The sequence below is a fragment of the Oryzomicrobium terrae genome (genome assembly GCF_008274805.1).
Taxonomy (GTDB): Bacteria; Pseudomonadota; Gammaproteobacteria; order Burkholderiales; family Rhodocyclaceae; genus Oryzomicrobium; species Oryzomicrobium terrae.
Genome location: NZ_CP022579.1, coordinates 288,766 through 310,241, shown reverse-complemented (window position 1 = coordinate 310,241; position 21,476 = coordinate 288,766). Strand labels below are relative to the sequence as shown.

Genomic DNA, 21,476 nt, shown 5'->3' with positions numbered 1-21,476 from the left:
CTGCTAACGGCGCCGGGAGCCCCCGCCACCGAGGATCGAGCCGAGCACACCGCGGATGATCTCGCGCCCCACCTGGGAACCGATCGCCCGGGCGGCCGATTTGGCCAGGGTCTCCACCAGGGAGTCGCTGCGCCGCGCCCCCTTGGCCGCCGGAGCACCCGCGCCGCCGAAGATGTCACCGAGCACTCCGCCCAATCCGCCGCCGGAGGCAGCCGAGACCTCGCCACCCTCGCCGCCTTTACCTTGGGTCGCCGCGCTGCCCGTACCGTTGGCCGCCGGTACGTTGCGCCCGCGCAGGATCTCGTAGGCGCTTTCCCGATCCACGGCCTGCTCGTAGTGGCCGAACAGCAGCGAGCCCTTGACCACCGCGGCGCGTTCGTCGGCGGTCAGCGGCCCGATGCGTGAGGCCGGCGGCAGGATGAAGGCCCGCTCGACCATGGCCGGCCGGCCCTTCTCGTCGAGGAAGGACACCAGGGCTTCGCCCACCCCCAGTTCGGTGATGGCCGCAGCGGCATCGAAGGCCGGGTTGGCACGCAGGGTCTCGGCGGCGGTCTTGACCGCCTTCTGGTCCCGCGGCGTGAAGGCGCGCAGGGCGTGCTGGACCCGGTTGCCGAGCTGGCCGAGAACCTTCTCGGGGATGTCCAGGGGATTCTGGCTGACGAAATAGACGCCCACGCCCTTGGAGCGGATCAGCCGCACCACCTGCTCGATCTTTTCCTGCAGGGCCGGCGGCGCCTCGTTGAATAGCAGGTGGGCCTCGTCGAAGAAGAACACCAGTTTGGGCTTGTCCAGGTCCCCCACCTCGGGCAGGCGCTCGAACAGTTCGGAGAGCAACCAGAGCAGGAAGGTCGAATACAGCCGGGGCTGCTGCATCAGGGAATCGGCGGCCAGCACGTTGACCACGCCACGACCGTCGCCGTCGGTCTGCATCAGGTCGGCGATGTCGAGCATGGGCTCGCCGAAGAACACCTCGCCGCCCTGCTCGCCCAGGGTCAGCAAGCCGCGCTGGATGGCGCCGATGGAGGCGGCGGAGATGTTGCCGTACTCGGTGGTGAAGGTCTTGGCGTTGTCGCCGACGTGCTGGACCATGGCGCGCAGGTCCTTCAGGTCGAGCAGCAGCAGGCCGTTGTCGTCGGCGATCTTGAACACCAGCTGCAGCACCCCGGCCTGGGTGTCGTTGAGGTTGAGCAGGCGGGCGAGCAGCACCGGCCCCATGTCGGAGATTGTGGCCCGCACCGGGTGGCCCTGCTTGCCATACACATCCCAGAACACGGTGGGTACGGCTTTCGGCGTCCAGTCGGCAACGCCCAGGCTCTTGAGGCGCTCGGCCAGCTTGGCCGATTCCTGCCCCGGGGCCGCAACGCCGGACAGGTCGCCCTTCACGTCGGCGAGAAAGACCGGCACGCCAATGGCCGAGAAGCGTTCGGCCAGCACTTGCAGGGTGATGGTCTTGCCGGTGCCGGTGGCGCCGGTGATCAAGCCGTGGCGGTTGGCCAGGGCGGGCAACAGGCACAGGTCGTCAGACTGGTGCCGGGCGACGGGAAGGGGAGCAGCCATGGGGAAGAGCCTCGCTATGCTAGAATTTTGCGATTCTAAAACGCTCTAGCGTGCGTGCTAGCGCGGGTTTTCGACAATACATCACGTTTGAGGTGAGCTATGGCCGGGCATTCCAAATGGGCCAACATCCAGCATCGTAAAGGCCGGCAGGACGCCAAGCGCGGCAAGGTCTTCACCAAGCTGATCAAGGAAATCACGGTAGCGGCCAAGATGGGCGGGGGCGACCCGGCCATGAACCCGCGCCTGCGCCTGGCAATCGAAAAGGCCAAGGGCGAATCGATGCCCAAGGACAACATCGACAACGCCATCAAGCGCGGCACCGGCCAGCTCGAAGGCGTCAGCTACGAAGAAGTACGCTATGAAGGTTACGGTATCGGCGGCGCGGCAGTGATGGTGGACTGCCTCACCGACAACAAGGTCCGCACCGTGGCCGAAGTGCGCCACGCCTTCTCCAAGTACGGCGGCAACATGGGTACCGACGGTTGCGTGGCCTTCCAGTTCAAGCACTGCGGCCAGCTGCTGTTCGCCCCCGGCACCAACGAGGACGCCCTGATGGAAGCGGCCCTGGAAGCCGGCGCCGACGACGTGGTGAGCAACGACGACGGCTCCATCGAGGTCATCACCGGCCCCTGGGAATTCACTACCATCAAGGAAACCCTGGAAGGCGCCGGCTTCAAGGCCGAGTTCGGCGAGGTGAGCATGAAGCCCCTCAACGAATCGCCCCTGGCCGGCGACGACGCCCTGAAGATGCAGAAGCTGCTCGATGCCCTGGAATCCCTGGACGACGTCCAGGAGGTTTACTCCTCGGCGGTGTTCGAGGACTAAGCCCCTTCCGGCAACAGACAAAGCGGCGCCCGGCGCCGCTTTGTCGTTTTGGCCCCGCCACTTTTAGGCTCATCCTCTTTCTCCTGCGCCCCGCCCCCTTCCGTGCCCGCCCTGCGCTCGCTCCTGCCGCTGCTGTTCGTGCTTCTGTGGAGCACCGGCTTCATTGGCGCCAAGTTCGGCCTGCCCTACGCCGCGCCCCTCGTCTTCCTGCTCGCCCGCTACCTGCTGGTGATCGGGCTGATGCTGGCGGTGGCCCTGGCCACCCGGGCCCCCTGGCCCCGGGAGCCGCGCCAGTGGCTGCACATCGCCGTCACCGGCGTGTTGCTGCACGCCTGCTATCTGGGCGGGGTATTCGTCGCCATCGGCCAGGGCCTGCCCGCCGGGATCACCTCCCTGGTAGTCGGCATCCAGCCCCTGCTCACCGCCCTGGGCGCCGGTCTGTTGCTCGGCGAGAAGGTCACCGGCCGGCAATGGCAGGGGCTGATGCTGGGCTTCGCCGGTGTAACCCTGGTGGTGTCCAGCAAGCTCACCGGCCTGCCCCTGGGCACCCTGTTGCTGCCGGCTTTATTCGCCCTGATGGCGATCACCGCCGGCACCCTGTACCAGAAACGCTTCTGCCCCCGCTTCGACCTGCGCACCGGGGCGGTAATCCAGTTCGTGCCGACGGCCCTGGTCACCGCCCTGGCCGCCATGGCCAGTGGCGAATCGTTCCACATCGAATGGAGCAGCCAGTTCGTCTTCGCCCTGCTCTGGCTGGTGCTGGTGCTGTCGGTGGGCGCCATCAGCCTGCTCAACCTGCTGATCCGCAGCGGCAGCGCGGTCAACGTGGCCAGCCTGTTCTACCTGACCCCGCCGACCACCGCCCTGATCGCCTGGGCCGCCTTCGGCGAAACCCTCACCGGCGCCGCCCTGCTCGGCATGGCGGTGGCGGTGGTCGGCGTCGCCCTGGCGCGCAAGTGAGCCGGCTGTGACCGCACCGCCCCCCACCACCCTGCGCATCCTGGGCATCGACCCGGGGCTGCGGATCACTGGCTTCGGCGTCATCGACGTCACCGGCAGCAAGCTCGCCTACGTCGCCAGCGGCTGCATCCGCACCGACGACAAGGCCGGGCTGCCCGAGCGGCTGGCCACCATCGCCCGGGGCATCGACGCCATTGTCGCCGCCCACACTCCGAGCCAGGCCGCCATCGAGGAGGTGTTCCTCAACCGCAACCCCTGGTCCACCCTGTTGCTCGGCCAGGCCCGGGGCGCCGCCATCACCACCCTGACCCTGGCCGGCCTGCCGGTGGCCGAATACGGCACCATGCAGATCAAGCAGGCGGTGGTGGGCCACGGCCGGGCCGACAAGACCCAGGTGCAGCACATGGTGCGGCGCCTGCTGCAACTGCCCGGCGACCCGTCGCCGGACGCGGCCGACGCCCTGGCCTGCGCCATCTGCCACGCCCACGGCGGCCTGGGCATGGGCGCCCTGCCCACCGCCGGGCGCCGCCGCGGCGGCCGATTGATGGCCAAGGACCTGGCCCGCCTGCCCGGCGCGGCCACCCTCTCAACCTCTTCCGGGGACAAGAAATGATCGGACGACTCGCCGGCACCCTCATCGAGAAAACCCCGCCCCAGGTCCTGGTGGACGTGGGCGGCGTGGGCTACGAGGTGGACGTGCCCATGAGCACCTTCTACAACCTGCCCGGCCTGGGCGAGAAGACCGTGCTGCTCACCCACCATGTGGTGCGCGAGGACGGCCACTTCCTGTTCGGCTTCCTCACCGCCGAGGAGCGGGCCACCTTCCGCCAGTTGGTGAAGATTTCCGGGGTCGGGCCGAAGATGGCCCTGGCCGTGCTCTCCGGCCTGTCGGTGAGTGAACTGGCCGCCGCCGTGTCGCGCCAGGAAACCGGGCGGCTGACCAAGATCCCCGGCGTCGGCAAGAAGACTGCCGAACGCCTGCTGCTCGAACTCAAGGACAAGCTCGTCGCCAATGGCGCCGCACCGGGCAGCGCCACCGCCCTGGCCCCGGACGCCAGCCACGACATCCTCAATGCCCTGCTGGCCCTCGGCTACAATGAGCGCGAAGCCGGCCAGGCGATGGACAAGTTGCCCGCCGGCGTTTCCGTTTCCGACGGCATCCGCCAGGCCCTCAAGCTCCTGGCCAAGACCTGAGCGGCCTGAGCCCCTCGCACCCGACGCCAGTCCGCCCGCCCCGTACCCGCAACGATGATCGAAACCGACTCCTTTTCCGCCCCCGCCAACCGCCTGATCGCCCCCGGCGCCGCCTCCACCCAGGAGGAGGCCATCGAGCGCGCGCTGCGGCCGAAGCGCCTGGCCGACTACGTGGGCCAGGCCAAGGTGCGGGAACAGTTGGAGATCTTCATCCAGGCGGCCCGTCAGCGCGGTGAATCCCTCGACCACGTGCTGCTGTTCGGCCCCCCGGGTCTGGGCAAGACCACCCTGGCCCACATCGTCGCCCAGGAGATGGGCGTCAACCTGCGCCAGACCTCGGGCCCGGTGCTGGAGCGCCCGGGCGACCTGGCGGCGATCCTGACCAACCTGGACGCCAACGACGTCCTGTTCATCGACGAGATCCACCGCCTGTCGCCGGTGGTGGAGGAAATCCTCTATCCGGCCCTGGAGGACTTCCAGATCGACATCATGATCGGCGAAGGCCCGGCGGCCCGCTCGGTCAAGCTCGACCTGCCGCCGTTCACCCTGGTGGGGGCCACCACCCGGGCCGGCATGCTGACCAACCCGCTGCGCGACCGCTTCGGCATCGTCTCACGGCTGGAGTTCTACACCGCCGCCGAGCTGACCCACATCGTCAGCCGCTCCGCCGGCCTGCTCAACGTGGCCATCGAGCCCGACGGCGCCCTGGAGATCGCCAAGCGTTCCCGAGGCACACCACGTATCGCCAACCGGCTGCTGCGCCGGGTGCGCGACTACGCCGAAGTCAAGGCTGGCGGCGTGATCACCGCCCCGGTGGCGGACGCCGCCCTGTCCATGCTCGACGTGGACCCGGCCGGCCTGGACATGATGGATCGCAAGCTGCTTGAAGCGGTGATCGACAAGTTCGGCGGCGGCCCGGTCGGGGTGGACAACCTGGCGGCAGCCATCGGCGAGGCCCGGGACACCATCGAGGACGTGCTGGAGCCCTACCTGATCCAGCAGGGCTACCTGCAACGCACCCCCCGGGGGCGCATGGCCACCGCCGCCATCTATCGCCACCTGGGTTTCCGCCCGCCGGCGGGCATTCCCCAGGAAGCCGCTCCCCAACTGTGGGATGACCCGGCCTGAGGACCGACCGCCCCGCCTCCCTACGGCACTTCCTGGATTTTGCACACAACTGGTTACAGTGCGTTACAGGCCAGGCCGTATCCCCCGCCGCCAGACTCCTAAAATAGCGCCTTCATGCCCGCCCACGAACAAAAACCCAACGCCTTCACCTGGCCCGTCCGGGTTTACTACGCCGACACCGATGCCGGCGGCGTGGTCTACCACGCCACCTACCTGGATTTTCTCGAACGCTGCCGTACCGAGTGGCTGCGTCAGATCGGCCACGACCAGCGCGACCTGGTGCGCGACCACAACCTGGTGTTCGTGGTGCGCAACATCAACATCGACTACCTGCGTCCGGCCCACCTCGACGACCTGCTCGAGGTCGGCCTCGAAGTGGACAAGCTTGGCCGCAGCCAGGTGGTGTTCCGCCAGCACGTGCGCCGCGCCGACCCCGACGCTCCCAGTGGCTGGCTGGAACTGGCCACCGCCACGGTGCAGATCGTCTGCGTCGACTTCGCCAAGATGAAATCGATCCCTATCCCCGACTGGCTGCGCGCCAAATTCGAGACCCTGCAATGAACGTCACCCAAGACCTGTCGATCCTGCATCTGATCACCAACGCCAGCGCCGTCGTGCAGCTGGTGATGGCGCTGCTGGCCGGCGTCTCCTTTATGTCCTGGTACTACATTTTCCGCAAGTGGTTCGCGGTGCGCCTGGCGCGTAGCAAGACCGAGCAGTTCGAGCGCGACTTCTGGTCCGGCGGCGACCTGGCCAACCTCTATCAGAGCGCAGTCAACGACCGGCACCACGCCGGCGCCATGGAACGCATCTTCGAATCCGGCTTCCGGGAATTCACCAAGCTGCGCGGCCAGAAGAACCTGGAAGCCAAGGATGTGGTGGACGGCTCGCGCCGCGCCATGCGTGCCACCTACCAGCGCGAGGTGGACGGCCTGGAAGACCACCTGGCCTTCCTCGCCTCGGTCGGATCGGTGTCCCCCTACGTCGGCCTGTTCGGCACGGTGTGGGGCATCATGCACGCCTTCCGCGGCCTGTCAAATGTGGGCCAGGCCACCCTGGCCTCGGTGGCTCCCGGCATCGCCGAAGCCCTGGTGGCCACGGCCATCGGCCTGTTCGCAGCGATTCCCGCGGTGCTCGCCTACAACCGCTTCGCCTACGACATCGACCGGCTGTCCACCCGTTTCGAGAGCTTCATGGAAGAATTCTCCAACATCCTGCAGCGGCAGATGCGCTAAAGGCCCGAGTCCATGCGCCCCCGTCGCCTCAAGAACGAAATCAACGTCGTCCCCTACATCGATGTGATGCTGGTGCTGCTGGTGATCTTCATGGTCACCGCGCCGATGATGCAGACCGGCTCGATCGACCTGCCCACCGCCGCCGCCGGCAACGAAACGCCGCAGAACCCGGTGGTGGTGTCCCTCAAGGCCGATCAGTCGATCGTCCTCAAGGACGGCTACGGCGGCCCCGAGCAGTCCGTGGACAAGCGCGACATCGCCCGCACCGTCGTGGAGCTGCAGAACGGCAACGACGAGCGCCCGGTGGCCGTGGTCGGCGACAAGTCGGTCAAGCTCGAACTGCTCGCCGAAGTGCTCGGCCAGCTCAAGGAATCGGGCGTCAAGCGGGTCGGCATGGACGTCCAGGTCACGCCGACCGCCGGCAAGCGCTGATCCGACCAGACCATCTATGTCCGCCCTGCACTACCTCGACACGGCCCCGGCCCCGGGAAAGCGGGCGAGCCTCGTGCTCGCCGTCGCCGTGCACGTGGCCCTGGCGATCTTCCTCATCGTCGGCGTCTCGTGGCGCTCGACGCCGCCGGCCTCGGTGCAGGTGGAGTTGTGGAACGCCACGCCGGGGCTGGTGACCGCCGCGCCCAAACCGAGTGCTCCGCCGCCGCCCCCTCCGCCCCCTCCGCCGCCGCCGGAGCCCACCGTGGCGCCCAAGCCTGCTCCCGAGCCGCCGCCCCCGGTCAAGCCGGTGGCCAAACCCGATATCGCGGTGAAGAAGGAGCCGGAGAAGAAGCACGAGCCGAAACCCGAGCCCAAGCCCGAACCGAAGCCGGAGAAAAAACCGGAACCGAAGCCCGAGCCCAAGCCGGAGAAAAAACCCGAGCCGAAACCCGAACCCAAGGTCGAAAAGAAGCCTGAACCGCCGCGTCCGGATTTCAGTTCAGCCCTCAACGATGAATTGAACCAGGTCAACAAGAAGGTCTCCCGGCAGCAGAGCGACAACCGGCTGAAGAACCTGGCCGAGGCGGAAACCGCCACGGTGGCGCGTAACATCGGCCGCGGCGACTACGCCGCCAAGATCAGCGCCAAGGTACGCGGCTACGTGGTGCTGCCGCCCAACATCCAGGGCAACCCGGAAGCCGTCTTTCAGGTTGAGCAGTTGATCACCGGCGAAGTGATCAGCGTCAAGCTGCAAAAGAGCAGTGGCAACCCGGCCCTGGACGCGGCTGTGGAACGGGCCATCCACAACGCCTCGCCCCTGCCCAAACCGGACTCGGGGCAACCGGATCGCCTCATCACCATCAAGTACCGCCCCCGGGAAACCTAAGGTTTTATAATGCTTTTTTTTGCGGCGCCATGCTGCCCGCCGCCACCCCACCGATTTGTGTCCATGAAAACTACCCGCCTCCTGCCACGCCGCTCCCTGATCCAGGGGCTCCTGGCCGCCCTGGCCCTGTCGATGCTGCCCCACGTCGCCCACGCCCAGCTCACCGTTGAGGTCACCGGCGCCGGGGCCAACCGCATTCCGGTGGCCATCGCCGACTTTGGCGGCGAGCCGGGCCTGTCCCGTGCCCTGACCACGGTGGTGCGCGGCGACTTGGAGCGCAGCGGCCTGTTCAAGATGGTCGATCCGGGCAGCCAGCCGCTGACCGAAAACAGCGCCGTCGACTATGGCAGCTGGAAGGGACGGGGGGCCGACGCCCTGGCCGCCGGCAGCCTGGCCAACAGCAGCGACGGCCGCCTCGAAGCCCGTTTCCGTCTCTACGACGTGACCCGCCAGCAATCCCTGGGCGGCGCCGCCTACCTGACCTCGACCCCGGCCCTGCGTGCCGCCGGTCACCGCATTGCCGATTACATCTACGAGAAACTCACCGGCGAACCCGGCGTGTTCTCCACCCGTATCGCCTACGTGGTCAAGTCCGGCGGCGCCCGCTATGCCTTGCAGATCGCCGACGCCGACGGCCAGAACGCCCAGTCGGCCCTGGTCTCCAAGGAACCGATCATCTCCCCGGCCTGGTCCCCGGACGGCGGCCGCCTGGCCTACGTGAGCTTCGAGAACAAGAAGCCGGTGATCTACGTCCACAACCTGGCCACCGGCCGGCGCCAGGTGGTGTCCAACTTCAAGGGCTCCAACTCCGCTCCTGCCTGGTCCCCCGACGGCAACCGGCTGGCGGTGGTGCTGACCAAGGACGGCGGATCCCAGATCTTCATCCTCAACGCCGACGGTTCCGGAGGCTCCCGGCTGATGACCTCGTCGGGCATCGACACCGAGCCCCAGTGGTCCGCCGACGGCCGTTACATCTATTTCACCTCGGATCGGGGCGGCCAGCCCCAGATCTACCGGGTCGCCACCAGCGGCGGTGCGGCGGAACGAGTCACCTTCGAAGGCTCGTACAACGTCAGCCCGCGCCTCTCGCCGGATGGCCGCCTACTTGCCTACATCACCCGCGGCGGCGGCGGTTTCCGCCTGGCGGTGCTGGATCTCAACAGTCGTCAGACCCAGATCCTCACCGACTCCTCCCGCGACGAGTCCCCCAGTTTTGCTCCCAACGGACGCATGATCCTGTTCGCCACCGAAATCGGCGGCCGGGGCGTGTTGTCCGCCGTATCCGCCGATGGTCGTATCAAGCAGCGCCTGTCGATCGCCGCCGGTGACGTGCGGGAGCCAGCCTGGGGTCCCCTGGTCAAATAACCCCGGCCGTCCGTCACCGCCTGACCAACCCTCTACGCCTTTCCTTTCGGAGAACACAATGCGTTTCGCTCAAACCTCTGCCATCACCGCCGCTCTGCTCGCCGCTCTGGTGACCGGCTGCTCCACCACCAACACCGACGGCCAATCCGGCGCGGCAGTGGAAAACCGCAACCCGACCGCTTCCTCCTCCGGCGTTGGCGGCCAGGGTGGCGCCCTGTCCCCCCTCAAGGACCCCAACAACATCCTGTCCAAGCGCAGCGTCTACTTCGACTATGACAAGTACGAAGTGAAGACCGAGTACAAGCAGCTGGTCGCCGCTCACGCCAAGTACCTGTCCGAGAACAAGACCGCCAAGGTCCTGATCCAGGGCAACACCGACGAACGCGGCTCCCGCGAGTACAACCTGGCCCTCGGCCAGAAGCGTTCCGACGCCGTGAAGAAGGCCCTGACCCTGCTGGGCGCCAAGGACGACCAGATCGAGTCCGTGTCCCTGGGCGAAGAGAAGCCGAAGGCTGAAGGTCACGACGAAGCGGCTTACGCCGAAAACCGTCGCGCCGACATCCTCTACAACGGCGAGTACTAAGATGGCCGGCCTGCGACCGACCTCTCCCCACGCGCCTGCCGCCCGCCTGTCGCGGACGGCGGCGATCCTGGCGGCTCTGTTGGTCGCAGGCCTGTCGGCGGCGCCTGCGGCGCACGCCGGCATGTTCGACGACGACGAGGCTCGCCGTCAGATCCTCGATCTGAAGTCCGAATCCCGCGCCCGTCTCGACAAGCTGGAAGCGGCCAACCGCGCCCAGTTGGAGCTGGCCAACCAGCTCGACAACCTCAAGTCCGAAGTGGCCCAGCTGCGCGGCCAGGTGGAAATGCTCACCTACGAACTGCAGCAGGCCCAGCAACGGCAAAAAGATTTCTATCTGGATCTGGACACCCGGCTGCGCAAGCTGGAACCCCAGACCCAGACTGCCGGCGACACCGCCCCTGCCGCCAGCGGCGGGGATGCCCCGGCGGCAGGCGCGCCGGCCAAGCCAGCCGCCACCCCCCAGGCCGAAGCCAAGGAATACGAGGCGGCCCTGACCCTGTTCAAGGGCGGCAAGTACAAGGAGGCGGCCAACGCCTTCGATGCCTTCGGCCGCGCCCATCCGCAAAGCGACTTCGCTCCCTCGGCCCAGTTCTGGCTCGGCAACAGTTTCTACGCCCAGCGCGACTGCAAGAAGGCCATCAGCGCCGAACAGGTGGTGCTGAGCAAATGGCCGGACCATGCCAAGGCCCCAGATGCCCTGCTGACCATCGCCAACTGCCAGCAGGAACTCGGCGACCACAAGGGGGCCAACCAGACCCTCGACCGGCTCGTGGTCAAGTACCCGGACAGTCGCGCCGCCCAATCCGCCAAAGACCGGCTGAAGAAGAAGTAAGCCGCAAGCAAAGGAAGTCCCCGTCGTGGTGGAGAATCACCGTCAGTTGACCCTCAAGGTCAGCGAAATCTTCTATTCCGTCCAGGGCGAAGCCTCCCGGGTCGGCCTGCCGACGGTGTTCGTCCGCCTCACCGGCTGCCCGCTGCGCTGTACCTGGTGCGACACCGCCTATGCCTTCACCGGCGGCGAGACCCAGACCATCGGCCAGGTGCTCTACGAGGTGGCCAAGCACCCGACTCACCATGTCTGCGTTTCCGGGGGCGAGCCCCTGGCGCAGAAGAACTGCCTGCCTCTGCTCACCGCCCTGTGTGACGACGGCTGCGACGTGTCCCTGGAAACCTCCGGAGCCCTGGACATTTCCGCCGTGGACCCACGGGTGTCGCGCATCATGGATCTGAAGGCGCCGGACTCCGGCGAGGTCGGGCGCAACCGCCTCGCCAACTTGGCCCACCTCACCCACCGGGACGAGCTCAAGATCGTCATCGCCTCCCGGGGTGACTATGAATGGGCCAAGGAGCAACTGCGCGAGCATGCCCTGACCGACAAGTGCCCGGTGCTGTTCTCCCCGGTGGCGGGCCAGCTGGAACCCCGCCAACTGGCCGAATGGATCCTCACCGACGGCCTACCGGTGCGCTTCCAGGTGCAACTGCACAAAATTCTTTGGGGTAACATGAAGGGCAAGTGACCCCGCCCCAGCGCGCCGCGTCGCCACCACGGCACGGGGTGAGCTGTCGCGGCCCCGAGGAGCCTGCCCCATGTCCGATCGATCCGTCCCCCCTCCGACCACCGCCCACCCCTCGGCTGGCGCGGAACGCCGCCACCATGCCCGAGTGGTCTACCATGGCCCGGCGCGGATCATCACCCGGCACGGCGCATCCGACGGTCAGGTGCTCGATTTGTCCTTCAAGGGCGCCCTGCTCGCCCTTAACCCCGCGCCCCCCCTCGGCGAGGATTGTGCCGTCGAGGTCACCCTCGGCGAAAGCGGCCCGATCGTGCGCCTGGAAGGCCACGTCGCCCACGTCGAGGACGGCCACTTGGGTCTGTTCTGCGAACGTATCGACCTGGACAGCGCCTGCCACCTGCGCCGCCTGGTGGAGCTCAACCTGGGCGACGCCAACCTGCTGGAGCGGGAATTGGCGGCCCTGGTGCGCGGCGAGTAGCCCTCCCGGCCCGCCGCGCCACCGGCCGGCGCTTGCCACCGCCTTGTTTGAATTGACCTGCTCCGGGTTTATGCCCACCATCCGCGCCCATGATTGATTCCGCATCACCCGCCACGCCCCCCAAAGCCGTCATCCTGCTGTCCGGCGGACTCGATTCCGCCACCGTCCTGGCCATCGCCCGGGAACAGGGCTACGCCTGCTACTGCCTGTCGGTGGATTACGGCCAGAAGCACCGCGCCGAACTGGATGCCGCGGTGCGCGTGGCCAAGGCGCTGGGCGCAATCGAGCATCGGGTGGCCAAGATCGACATCGGCCAGTTTGGCGGATCGGCCCTCACCGACCCTACCCTGGCCGTGCCCACCGACGGCGTCCAGCCGGGCATCCCGATCACCTACGTGCCGGCGCGCAATACCATCCTGCTCGCCCTGTCCCTGGCCTGGGCCGAGGTGCTCGACGCCCGCCACGTCTTCGTCGGCGTGAATGCGGTGGACTACTCGGGCTACCCCGACTGCCGTCCGGCCTTTGTCCAGGCCTTCGAAAACCTGGCCAACCTGGCCACCAAGGCTGCCGTCGAAGGCGCCAAGCTGACGGTCCATGCGCCCCTGATCGACCTGTCCAAGGCCGACATTGTGCGCGCCGGCACCCGCCTCGGCGTCGATTACGGCCTCACCGTCTCCTGCTACCAGGCCGACGACGCTGGCCGTGCTTGCGGTTCCTGCGACGCCTGCCGGCTGCGCCGCGAAGGCTTTGCCGCCGCCGGCCTGGCCGACCCGACCCATTACCAGAACGCCTGACGGCGTTCTGCCCTCTCCCTCACTTCCGCCCGCCCATGGACGTCGCTCACCTCGCCAACCAGGTCGTTCTATTCGGTTTTGCCCTGGGGGCGTTGCTCGGTTTTGCCACCCGCGCCACCCATTTCTGCACCGTCGGTGCCGTCGCCGACGTGGTCAGCATGGGCAGCTTCACCCGTCTGCGCATGTGGGCGCTGGCCATCGCCGTGGCCATCCTCGGCGCCGCCCTGCTCGAAACCAGTCAGGGCCTGCCCCTGGCCAGGAGCTTCTACCGGCTGACCAGCCTGCCCCTGCTCGCCTTCGTCAGCGGCGGCCTGCTGTTCGGCGCCGGCATGGTGCTGGCCTCGGGCTGCGGCCTGCGCTCCCTGACCCGGGCCGCCGGCGGCAACCTGAAATCCCTGGTGGCCTTCCTCGTCCTGGCCCTCAGTGCCGAAATGACCATGCACGGCATCCTCACGCCGCTGCGCACCCTGGCCCAGGGGGCCGTCTCGCTGCCCCTGCCGGCACCCGACGCAGGCAGCCTGTTGGCCGGCCTGGGGCTGCCCGCCGAGAACGCCCGCCTGATTGCGGCCGTGGTGATCGGCGGCCTGTTCCTGGCCTGGAGCCTGGCCAACCGCGATGTCTGGCAACCCCGCCCCCTGCTTGGCGGAATCGCCGTGGGTTCCCTGGTGGTGGGCGGCTGGTACGTCACCGGCCACCTGGGCTTCGTCGCCGAGCATCCGGACACCCTGGAAGAAGCCTTCATCGGCACCGCCAGCGGCCGCCCGGAGGCCCTGACCTTCGTCGGCCCCCTCGCCCACAGCCTGGAATGGCTGTCCTGGGCCAACGACGGCAGCCGCAAGGTGACCTTCGGCATCGCCACCGTGGCCGGCGCCTTTCTCGGCGGCCTGGCCCAGGCCCTGCTCTTCCGCGAATTCCGCTGGGAAGGCTTCCGCGACGCCCGGGACACCGCCCGCCACCTGATCGGCGCCGTGCTGATGGGCTTCGGCGGCATCCTGGCCATGGGTTGCACCCTGGGCCAGGGCGTCAGCGGCGTCTCGACCCTGGCCCTGGCCAGCTTCGTCGCCCTGGCCTCGATCATCGCCGGCGCCTTCGCCATGCTGCGCCTCGACCTGTGGTGGATGGAGCGCCAGGCCGGTTGAGCCGGGGCCCGACCCTTGCTGCCCGGCCGCTCCCCCCGTAGAATGCGAGGCCTCGCCGGTGCAACGCCGGCAGCAGCAGTCTTTCGAGCGGGTGTAGTTCAATGGTAGAACGGCAGCTTCCCAAGCTGCATACGAGGGTTCGATTCCCTTCACCCGCTCCACCTCCCTGATTTCGATCTCCCCTGGCACACCGCACCGGATTGCCGGCCGCGCCCTGGCGCGTCCCCACCTCGACCTCTGCGCCCCCATGCCGACCCGGCGGTGCCCGCGACGATCTCTTAGGAGCCTCTCTCCGGCCATGACCTCGCCCAAGGAAACCCCATTCACCACCGGCAGCGGCCTGAACCGACTGGTCAGCGCGGCGCGCAACTCCTGGCGCGGCCTTAGTTGCGCCTGGCGCCTGGAGGCGGCATTCCGCCAGGAGGTGCTGCTCGCCCTCGTCCTGCTGCCGATCGCCCTGGCGGTGCCGGTCGGCGCCGCCGAGCGGGGGCTGCTGCTGCTCACCCTGGGTCTGGTGCTGGTGGTGGAATTGCTCAATTCGGCGGTGGAAGCGGTGGTGGACCGAATTTCCCTGGAACGCCACGACCTCTCCGGCCGGGCCAAGGACTTGGGCAGCGGCGCCGTGTTGCTGGCCCTGCTCACCCTGGTCGCGGTGTGGGGAGTCATCCTCCTGCCGCTATTGCCGCATCCGGCGGCCTGAGCTCCGTCCGCCCATTGCGCAAGGTCAAGGCGCCGCTGCCTGGCCGGGCATAGCCTTGCCATGACACACTATGGCCATGACGTACGATAGCCGGCGTCCCGCGCCGACGCATTCCGAACGACACAGGACAAGACCATGAACACCCGCAAACTCTGGCTGCTGGGCGGCACCGTGCTCGCCGCCAGCGCCGCCTTCCTCTTCTGGCAATCCCGCCAGGTTCCGGAGCTCCCCCCCGGTTTCGCCCAGGGCAACGGCCGTATCGAGGCCACCGAGATCGACGTTTCCACCAAGGCTGCCGGTCGGGTCAAGGAGGTACTGGTGCGCGAGGGCGACTTCGTCACCGCCGGCCAGGAAGTAGCACGCATGGATACCGAGGCCCTGGATGCCCAGTTGCAGCAGGCCCAGGCCCAGGTGCGCCAGGCGGAAAGCACCCGCACCACCACCCAGGCCTTGGTGGCCCAGCGCGAGAGCGCCAAGGCCGCGGCCGAAGCGGTGGTCGCCCAACGGCGCAGCGAACTGGCCTTTGCCGACGGCGAACTGCGCCGTTCCCAGACCCTGGTGGCCAAAGGGTTCCTCACCCCGCAAAAACTCGATGCCGACCGGGCCAAGCGGGAAAGCGCCGCCGCTGCCCTGGCGGCGGCCAAGGCCCAGGTCGTGGAAGCCAAGTCGGGTATCGCCGCCGCCCGCTCCCAGGTGGTCGAAGCCCAGTCCGCCATCGAGGCGGCCAAGGCCACGGTCGCCCGGCTGGAGGCCGACAAGGCCGACAGCGTGCTGGTGGCGCCCCGGGACGGCCGGGTCCAGTACCGGGTGGCCGAGCCCGGCGAGGTGCTCGGCGCCGGCGGCAAGGTGGTCAGCCTGATCGACCTGACCGATGTGTACATGACCCTGTTCCTGCCCGAGACCCTGGTGGGCAAGCTGGCCATCGGCGCCGAGGCGCGCATCGTCCTCGACGCGGTGCCCCAGTACGTGATTCCGGCCCAGGTGTCGTTTGTCGCCAGCGAGGCCCAGTTCACCCCGAAGACCGTGGAAACCGCCGTGGAACGGCAAAAGCTGGTGTTCCGCGTCAAGGCGCGCATCGACCCCGACCTGCTGCGCCAGCACATGGCCCAGGTCAAGACCGGCCTGCCCGGCGTCACCACCGTCCGCCTGGCCGGCGGCGGCGAGTGGCCCGACCACCTGGCGGTGCATCTGCCGCAATGACCCGGCCCGCCGCCCCCCCGGCGTCCGGCGCCGTCATCGCCGAGCTGGCGGAAGTGCGCCACCGCTATGGCACGACCACGGCGGTGGACGGGGTCAGCCTGACCCTGCCGGCGGGGCAGATGCTCGGCTTCATCGGCCCGGACGGGGTGGGCAAGTCCACCGTGCTGGCCCTGCTCGCCGGCGCCCGGGGCGTGCAGCAGGGCACGGTGCGGGTGCTCGGCGGCGACATGGCCGACGACGCCCACCGGGAGGCGGTCTGCCCCCGGGTGGCCTACATGCCCCAGGGCCTGGGCAAGAACCTCTACGCCACCCTGTCGGTGGCCGAGAATGTGGATTTCTTCGGCCGCCTGTTCGGCCACGGCGCCGCAGAGCGCCGCCAACGCATCGCCGAGCTGCTGGAGAGCACCGGCCTGGCGCCCTTCGCCGACCGGCCGGCGGGCAAGCTCTCCGGCGGCATGAAGCAGAAGCTCGGGCTGTGCTGCGCCCTGATCCACGACCCGGACCTGCTCATCCTCGACGAGCCGACCACCGGGGTCGATCCCCTTTCCCGCCGCCAGTTCTGGGAACTGGTCGAGCGCATCCGCGCCCGCCGCCCGGGCATGAGCGTGGTGGTGGCCACCGCCTACATGGAAGAGGCCGAACGCTTCGACTGGCTGGTGGCCATGGACGACGGCCGGGTGCTGGCCACCGGCACCCCGGCGCAGCTCAAGGCCCAGGCCGGCGCCGCCAGCCTGGAAGCGGCCTTCATCGCCCTGCTGCCGCCGGACAAGCGGGCCGGGCACCGCCAGCTGAACGTGCGGCCACGCCACGCCGAGCACCGCGAGGTGGCCATCGAGGCCCGGGAGCTGACCTGCCGCTTCGGCGACTTCACCGCGGTGGACCGGGTGAGCTTTCGCATCGAGCGCGGCGAGATCTTCGGCTTCCTCGGCTCCAACGGCTGCGGCAAGACCACCACCATGAAGATGCTGACCGGGCTGCTGCCGGCCAGCGAGGGCGAGGCCAGTCTGTTCGGCCGACCCATCGACGCCCGCGACCTGGGCGTGCGCAAGCGGGTCGGCTACATGTCCCAGGCCTTCTCCCTGTACGGCGAACTGACCGTGGGGCAGAACCTGGCGCTGCACGCCCGCCTCTTTCACCTGCCCGCCGCCGAAATCCCGGCCCGGGTGGCGGCCATGGAGGCGCGCTTCGACCTGGGCGAGTACCGGGACGCCAAGGCCGACAGCCTGCCCCTGGGCATCCGCCAGCGCCTCTCCCTGGCGGTGGCGGTGATCCATGGCCCGGACCTGCTGATCCTGGACGAGCCCACCTCCGGGGTGGACCCGGTGGCCCGGGACGGCTTCTGGGAGCTGATGCTCGACCTGTCGCGCAACGACGGGGTGACCATCTTCATTTCCACCCACTTCATGAACGAGGCGGAGCGCTGCGACCGCATCTCGCTGATGCACGCTGGCCGGGTGCTGGCCAGTGACACCCCGGCCGCCCTGGTGGCCACCCGGGGCGCCGCCAGCCTGGAAGACGCCTTCATCGCCTATTTGGAGGAGGCCACCGCCGGTGCCGGCAGCGCCGCCGTGCCGCAGCCGCCGGCCACCGCCAGCACCAGCACTGCCCCCCCGCCCGCCCCCGCCCGCACCGGCGGCCGGAGCCGGCTGGCCGCCTTCAGCCTGCAACGCCTGCTCTCCTACGCCCACCGGGAGACCCTGGAGCTGCGCCGCGACCCGATCCGCCTGGTGTTCGCCCTGCTCGGCACGGCCCTGCTCATGCTCATCCTCGGCTACGGCATCAACATGGACGTGGAGGGCCTGCCCTACGCCGTGCTCGACCGGGACCAGACCCAGGAAAGCCAGTGGTACGCCGAGCAGTTCGCCGGCTCCCGCTACTTCGTCACCCGGGCGCCGCTGACCAGCGAGGCGGAGATGGACCGGCGCATGCGCACCGGCGAGCTGAGTCTGGCCATCGAGATCCCCTCGGGCTTCGGCCGCGACCTGCGGCGCAACGCCCAGCCCCAGGTGGGGGCCTGGATCGACGGGGCCATGCCCTACCGGGCCGAGACCATCCGTGGCTACGTCCAGGCCGCCCACTACGCCTACATCAACAGCCTGCTGGCGCGCCTGCCCAATCCGCCAACGGTCGCCGCCAGCGGCAACCTGGAGGTGCGCTACCGCTACAACCCGGACGTGCGCAGCCTCAACGCCATGGTGCCGGCGGTGATCCCCCTGCTGCTGATCCTCATCCCGGCCATGCTCACCGCCGTCGGCGTGGTGCGCGAAAAGGAGCTGGGGTCGATCATCAACCTCTACGTCACCCCGGTGACCCGCCTGGAATTCCTGCTCGGCAAGCAGCTGCCCTACATCGGCATCGGCCTGATCAACTACCTGACCCTGATCGCCCTGGCGGTGTTCGTCTTCGCCGTGCCGATCAAGGGCAGCCTCGTCACCCTGACCCTGGCCGCCGCCCTCTACCTCGTCACCAGCACCGGCCTGGGGCTGCTCATGTCGTCGTTCACCCGCACCCAGATCGCCGCCCTGTTCGGCACGGCCATCGCCACCATGCTGCCGGCCATCCAGTTCTCCGGCATGACCACCCCGGTGTCGTCCCTGGAAGGCGCCGGGGCGGTGCTCGGCCAGCTCTACCCGACCACCTACTTCATGCTGGTGTCCCGGGGCACCTTCGCCAAGGCCCTGGACCTGGCGGATCTGTGGCCCTTCCTGCTGGCCATCGCCGCCTTCATCCCGGTGCTCACCGTGGCCAGCGTGCTGCTGTTGCGCAAGCAGGGGGACTGAGCCATGGGCCTGCACACCACCGTCGCCAACATCCTCAACCTGGGCATCAAGGAACTGCGCAGCCTAAAGAGCGACACCCTGCTGCTGGTGTTCATCGTCTGGGCCTTCACCGGCGCCATCTACGCCGCCGGCAGCGCCGTGTCGATGGAGCTGCACAACGCCCCGGTGGCGGTGGTGGACGAGGATCAGTCGGCCCTCTCCCAGCGCCTCATCGACGCCCTGCAGCCGCCGCGCTTCAAGACGCCGGAGCGGATCGGCCTGGACGCCATGGACCCGGGCATGGACCGGGGCCGCTACACCTTCGTCATCGACATCCCGCCCCACTACCAGCGCGACCTCAACGCCGGCCGGGCGCCCCTGATCCAGCTCAACGTCGACGCCACCCAAATGAGCCAGGCCTTCATCGGCGCCGGCTACATCCAGACCATCGTCGGCAACGAGGTGGGCAGCTACCTGCGCCACAACCGGCCGGCCGAGCCCCTGCCGGCGGGGCTGGCGTCGCGCATGCGCTTCAACCCCAACCTGGACAGCACCTGGTTCGGCTCGGTGATGGAGATCGTCAACCAGATCACCCTGCTGTCCATCATCCTGGCCGGCGCCGCCCTGATCCGGGAGCGGGAGCACGGCACCCTGGAGCACCTGCTGGTAATGCCGCTGACGCCCTTCGAGATCATGACCGCCAAGGTCTGGGCCAACGGCCTGGTGGTGCTGGTGGCCACCGGCCTGTCGCTCCAGTTCGTCGTCAAGGGCGCCCTGGGAGTGCCCATCTCCGGCTCCCTGGCCCTGTTCCTGTGCGGCGCCGCCCTGCACCTGTTCTCGGCCACCGCCATGGGCATCTTCCTCGCCACCGTGGCCCGCTCCATGCCCCAGATGGGCCTGTTGCTGATGCTGGTGATCGTGCCCCTGGAAATCCTCTCCGGCGGCACCACCCCCCGGGAATCGATGCCCGAACTGGTGCAGGTGCTGATGCTGGCCGCGCCCACCACCCACTTCGTCGCCTTCGCCCAAGCCATCCTCTACCGGGGGGCCGGGCTGGACGTGGTGTGGCCCCAGTTCTTGGCCATTGCCCTGATCGGCACGGTCTTCTTCCTCGCTGCCCTGGCCCGCTTCCGCAAGACCGTGGCGACGATGCAGGGCTGAGCCAGGCCGGGACACTCGCTGCTAGGCACCCCGCCAAACGCCGCGCCAGTAGCCAATCTCCAGACCACCGCTCTGGAGCGCCTTTATCGGCGCGGCATTCCAGATGGCATGGCTGAAGATCGGCTACTGGCGCGGACTTTCAGGCAGTAGCCCTACAACCCCCGGCAATTGCCGGGGCGCGAGGGGGATAAGCGGATAACCGGGCGGGGCTTACTCGTGCAGCGCCACCCACTTGCCGTGCTTGACGGTCATCATCAGCCGGGCGCGCTGGTCCATGCCGTTGTGGTTGGCGGGAGACATGGTGAACACCCCCTGGGCGCCGACCACTTCCTTCGACTTTTCCAGGGCGTCGCGCAGGGCGACGCGGAACGCCTCGCTGCCCGGCTTGCCGGCCTTGAGCGCCTGGGGAATCGCCTTTTGCAGCAGCAGGCCGGCGTCGAAGGTATTGGCGCCGAAGGTGGAGGTAGTGCCGGCGCCGTACTTGCCCTCGTAGGCCTTGATGTAGCCTTGGGCCACGGCCTTGATCGGGTTGCTGGCGGGCAGGTCGTCCGCCACCAGCATTGGGCCGCCAGCCATCAGGGTGCCTTCCACCACCTTGCCGCCGAGCTTGATGAAGTCGTTGGTGGCCACGCCATGGGTCTGGTAGACCTTGCCCTTGTAGCCCTTCTCGGCCAGGGCCACCTGGGGCAGCACCGCCGGGCCGCCGGTGGCAGCGATGAACACCGCCTCGGGACGGGCGGCGATCAGCTTCAGCACCTGGCCGGTCACCGAAGCGTCGGTACGAGTGTAGCGCTCGCTGGCCACCAGCTTGATGCCGTGCTTTTCCGCCAGGGCGGCGAAGGACTTGTACCAGTTCTCGCCGTAGGGATCGTTGAAGCCGATGAAGCCGACGGTCTTGATGCCGGTCTTGGCCATGTGGGCCACCAGGGCTTCGGCGATCAGGCCGTCGTTCTGGGTGGTCTTGAACACCCAGCGTTTCTTGTCGTCCATGGGCTCAATCACCGCCGCCGAGCCGACGGTGGTGATCAGCGGCGTCTTGGCCTCGGCGACGAAGTCGAGCATGGCCAGGGCCGCCGGGGTGGTGGTCGGGCCGATCAGGGCGTCCACCTTGGTCTCGGCGATCAGCTTCTTGACGTTGGTCACCGCGTTGGTCGGGTCCGACGCGTCGTCGAGCACGGTGTAGTCGATCTTCACCCCGGCCACCTCGGTGGGCAGCAGGGCCACCGTATTCTTCTGGGGGATGCCGACCACGGCGGTGACGCCGGTGCTGGAGGCGATCACCCCGACCTTGACGGTATCGGCCAGGGCCGGAACGGCGAACAACCCAGCCAGCAGGGCGACCAGGGGCGTGGAAGTGACGAAAGCGCGCATGGGGACTCCGGGAAGTAGGAGGAAGCACCGGGAGGGAAGACCTGGCCCGGCCAGGGCCGCCGCCAGCAGGGGCGCAGCAGAGCCCGCATTATAGGGGTTTGCCCGGCGATGCTAGAATTCGCCGGCACCGTTTCTGGCGCCGCGCCGTCCTGGCTGGACGCCGCCCCGCCACCCCTCCGTTTCACGCTCCGCCTC

22 protein-coding genes and 1 tRNA gene are annotated in these 21,476 nt (G+C 68.5%); 21 read left to right on the top strand and 2 right to left on the bottom strand.

The window, feature by feature from the left end; genetic code table 11:
• Positions 1–3: 3 nt before the first annotated feature.
• Entirely contained in the window at positions 4–1,557 is a 1,554-nt protein-coding gene (locus tag OTERR_RS01420; protein ID WP_149424621.1) for a helicase HerA-like domain-containing protein, read from the bottom strand.
• Positions 1,558–1,656: 99 nt separating this feature from the next.
• On the opposite strand from OTERR_RS01420, the gene OTERR_RS01415 reads away from it, so the two are divergent.
• The 21 genes from OTERR_RS01415 to OTERR_RS01315 all read left to right on the top strand — a co-directional run bounded on the left by OTERR_RS01415 (position 1,657) and on the right by OTERR_RS01315 (position 19,910).
• Entirely contained in the window at positions 1,657–2,382 is a 726-nt protein-coding gene (locus tag OTERR_RS01415) for a YebC/PmpR family DNA-binding transcriptional regulator (protein ID WP_054619644.1), read from the top strand.
• Positions 2,383–2,484: 102 nt separating this feature from the next.
• The gene (locus OTERR_RS01410) at positions 2,485–3,342 is read left to right on the top strand and encodes a DMT family transporter (RefSeq protein ID WP_425466019.1); all 858 of its coding nucleotides are present in this window, start codon (positions 2,485–2,487) and stop codon (positions 3,340–3,342) included.
• A gap of 7 nt (positions 3,343–3,349) precedes the next feature.
• A complete protein-coding gene (gene ruvC, locus OTERR_RS01405; RefSeq protein ID WP_223115978.1) occupies positions 3,350–3,955 on the top strand; it encodes a crossover junction endodeoxyribonuclease RuvC in 606 nt (201 codons plus the stop codon).
• A complete protein-coding gene (ruvA, locus tag OTERR_RS01400) occupies positions 3,952–4,536 on the top strand; it encodes a Holliday junction branch migration protein RuvA (protein WP_149424620.1) in 585 nt (194 codons plus the stop codon). Before ruvC ends, ruvA begins: the two co-directional genes overlap by 4 nt.
• Positions 4,537–4,590: 54 nt before the next feature.
• Positions 4,591–5,664 (top strand): Holliday junction branch migration DNA helicase RuvB, encoded by a 1,074-nt coding sequence (gene ruvB / locus OTERR_RS01395; protein WP_054619646.1) that lies wholly within the window; start codon positions 4,591–4,593, stop codon positions 5,662–5,664.
• 114 nt (positions 5,665–5,778) lie between these two features.
• Positions 5,779–6,225 (top strand): tol-pal system-associated acyl-CoA thioesterase, encoded by a 447-nt coding sequence (ybgC, locus tag OTERR_RS01390; RefSeq protein WP_149424619.1) that lies wholly within the window; start codon positions 5,779–5,781, stop codon positions 6,223–6,225.
• On the top strand, positions 6,222–6,899 hold the full coding sequence (gene tolQ, locus OTERR_RS01385; protein WP_054619648.1) for a protein TolQ: 678 nt from the start codon (positions 6,222–6,224) through the stop codon (positions 6,897–6,899). Before ybgC ends, tolQ begins: the two co-directional genes overlap by 4 nt.
• 12 nt (positions 6,900–6,911) lie before the next feature.
• Positions 6,912–7,331 carry an ExbD/TolR family protein gene (locus OTERR_RS01380; RefSeq protein WP_054619649.1) on the top strand — a complete coding sequence of 140 codons (420 nt, stop codon included), beginning with the start codon at positions 6,912–6,914 and terminating at the stop codon, positions 7,329–7,331.
• A 16-nt stretch (positions 7,332–7,347) separates the two neighbouring features.
• Positions 7,348–8,217 carry an energy transducer TonB gene (locus OTERR_RS01375; protein ID WP_149424618.1) on the top strand — a complete coding sequence of 290 codons (870 nt, stop codon included), beginning with the start codon at positions 7,348–7,350 and terminating at the stop codon, positions 8,215–8,217.
• Positions 8,218–8,280: 63 nt separating this feature from the next.
• Complete coding sequence (gene tolB, locus OTERR_RS01370) at positions 8,281–9,582, top strand: Tol-Pal system beta propeller repeat protein TolB (protein ID WP_082396485.1); 1,302 nt, start codon at positions 8,281–8,283, stop codon at positions 9,580–9,582.
• A gap of 58 nt (positions 9,583–9,640) precedes the next feature.
• A complete protein-coding gene (gene pal / locus OTERR_RS01365; RefSeq protein ID WP_054619651.1) occupies positions 9,641–10,165 on the top strand; it encodes a peptidoglycan-associated lipoprotein Pal in 525 nt (174 codons plus the stop codon).
• A 1-nt stretch (position 10,166) separates the two neighbouring features.
• Complete coding sequence (gene ybgF / locus OTERR_RS01360) at positions 10,167–10,997, top strand: tol-pal system protein YbgF (protein WP_149424617.1); 831 nt, start codon at positions 10,167–10,169, stop codon at positions 10,995–10,997.
• Between the two features lie 25 nt (positions 10,998–11,022).
• Positions 11,023–11,682 (top strand): 7-carboxy-7-deazaguanine synthase QueE, encoded by a 660-nt coding sequence (gene queE / locus OTERR_RS01355; protein ID WP_246154256.1) that lies wholly within the window; start codon positions 11,023–11,025, stop codon positions 11,680–11,682.
• A 70-nt stretch (positions 11,683–11,752) separates the two neighbouring features.
• A complete protein-coding gene (locus tag OTERR_RS01350) occupies positions 11,753–12,157 on the top strand; it encodes a PilZ domain-containing protein (protein WP_054619654.1) in 405 nt (134 codons plus the stop codon).
• Positions 12,158–12,246: 89 nt separating this feature from the next.
• On the top strand, positions 12,247–12,951 hold the full coding sequence (gene queC / locus OTERR_RS01345; protein WP_149424616.1) for a 7-cyano-7-deazaguanine synthase QueC: 705 nt from the start codon (positions 12,247–12,249) through the stop codon (positions 12,949–12,951).
• A gap of 35 nt (positions 12,952–12,986) precedes the next feature.
• Positions 12,987–14,090 carry a YeeE/YedE family protein gene (locus OTERR_RS01340; RefSeq protein ID WP_054619656.1) on the top strand — a complete coding sequence of 368 codons (1,104 nt, stop codon included), beginning with the start codon at positions 12,987–12,989 and terminating at the stop codon, positions 14,088–14,090.
• Positions 14,091–14,177: 87 nt separating this feature from the next.
• A tRNA-Gly gene (locus OTERR_RS01335) sits at positions 14,178–14,251 on the top strand.
• Positions 14,252–14,388: 137 nt separating this feature from the next.
• Positions 14,389–14,790: a diacylglycerol kinase gene (locus tag OTERR_RS01330; protein WP_149424615.1), complete on the top strand. Its 402-nt coding sequence runs from the start codon at positions 14,389–14,391 to the stop codon at positions 14,788–14,790.
• A 135-nt stretch (positions 14,791–14,925) separates the two neighbouring features.
• Positions 14,926–15,990 (top strand): HlyD family secretion protein, encoded by a 1,065-nt coding sequence (locus OTERR_RS01325; RefSeq protein ID WP_054619658.1) that lies wholly within the window; start codon positions 14,926–14,928, stop codon positions 15,988–15,990.
• Positions 15,987–18,770, top strand: a complete 2,784-nt coding sequence (gene rbbA, locus OTERR_RS01320) for a ribosome-associated ATPase/putative transporter RbbA (protein ID WP_149424614.1) — start codon at positions 15,987–15,989, stop codon at positions 18,768–18,770. Before OTERR_RS01325 ends, rbbA begins: the two co-directional genes overlap by 4 nt.
• A gap of 3 nt (positions 18,771–18,773) precedes the next feature.
• Positions 18,774–19,910 carry an ABC transporter permease gene (locus OTERR_RS01315; protein WP_149424613.1) on the top strand — a complete coding sequence of 379 codons (1,137 nt, stop codon included), beginning with the start codon at positions 18,774–18,776 and terminating at the stop codon, positions 19,908–19,910.
• Between the two features lie 210 nt (positions 19,911–20,120).
• Here the strand turns inward: OTERR_RS01315 and OTERR_RS01310 are convergent, their stop codons facing one another.
• On the bottom strand, positions 20,121–21,281 hold the full coding sequence (locus OTERR_RS01310) for an ABC transporter substrate-binding protein (protein ID WP_054619661.1): 1,161 nt from the start codon (positions 21,279–21,281) through the stop codon (positions 20,121–20,123).
• Positions 21,282–21,476: the final 195 nt, after the last annotated feature.

Bases quoted from the DNA above. Each gene is read 5' to 3' on its own strand.
- tolB (WP_082396485.1), top strand. From the start codon at position 8,281: ATGAAAACTACCCGCCTCCTGCCACGCCGCTCCCTGATCCAGGGGCTC.
- OTERR_RS01310 (WP_054619661.1), bottom strand. From the start codon at position 21,281: ATGCGCGCTTTCGTCACTTCCACGCCCCTGGTCGCCCTGCTGGCTGGG.
- OTERR_RS01315 (WP_149424613.1), top strand. From the start codon at position 18,774: ATGGGCCTGCACACCACCGTCGCCAACATCCTCAACCTGGGCATCAAG.
- ybgF (WP_149424617.1), top strand. From the start codon at position 10,167: ATGGCCGGCCTGCGACCGACCTCTCCCCACGCGCCTGCCGCCCGCCTG.
- pal (WP_054619651.1), top strand. From the start codon at position 9,641: ATGCGTTTCGCTCAAACCTCTGCCATCACCGCCGCTCTGCTCGCCGCT.
- OTERR_RS01375 (WP_149424618.1), top strand. From the start codon at position 7,348: ATGTCCGCCCTGCACTACCTCGACACGGCCCCGGCCCCGGGAAAGCGG.
- ruvA (WP_149424620.1), top strand. From the start codon at position 3,952: ATGATCGGACGACTCGCCGGCACCCTCATCGAGAAAACCCCGCCCCAG.
- queC (WP_149424616.1), top strand. From the start codon at position 12,247: ATGATTGATTCCGCATCACCCGCCACGCCCCCCAAAGCCGTCATCCTG.
- OTERR_RS01325 (WP_054619658.1), top strand. From the start codon at position 14,926: ATGAACACCCGCAAACTCTGGCTGCTGGGCGGCACCGTGCTCGCCGCC.
- OTERR_RS01380 (WP_054619649.1), top strand. From the start codon at position 6,912: ATGCGCCCCCGTCGCCTCAAGAACGAAATCAACGTCGTCCCCTACATC.
- tolQ (WP_054619648.1), top strand. From the start codon at position 6,222: ATGAACGTCACCCAAGACCTGTCGATCCTGCATCTGATCACCAACGCC.
- ruvB (WP_054619646.1), top strand. From the start codon at position 4,591: ATGATCGAAACCGACTCCTTTTCCGCCCCCGCCAACCGCCTGATCGCC.
- OTERR_RS01415 (WP_054619644.1), top strand. From the start codon at position 1,657: ATGGCCGGGCATTCCAAATGGGCCAACATCCAGCATCGTAAAGGCCGG.
- OTERR_RS01330 (WP_149424615.1), top strand. From the start codon at position 14,389: ATGACCTCGCCCAAGGAAACCCCATTCACCACCGGCAGCGGCCTGAAC.
- OTERR_RS01420 (WP_149424621.1), bottom strand. From the start codon at position 1,557: ATGGCTGCTCCCCTTCCCGTCGCCCGGCACCAGTCTGACGACCTGTGC.
- ybgC (WP_149424619.1), top strand. From the start codon at position 5,779: ATGCCCGCCCACGAACAAAAACCCAACGCCTTCACCTGGCCCGTCCGG.
- OTERR_RS01340 (WP_054619656.1), top strand. From the start codon at position 12,987: ATGGACGTCGCTCACCTCGCCAACCAGGTCGTTCTATTCGGTTTTGCC.
- rbbA (WP_149424614.1), top strand. From the start codon at position 15,987: ATGACCCGGCCCGCCGCCCCCCCGGCGTCCGGCGCCGTCATCGCCGAG.
- OTERR_RS01350 (WP_054619654.1), top strand. From the start codon at position 11,753: ATGTCCGATCGATCCGTCCCCCCTCCGACCACCGCCCACCCCTCGGCT.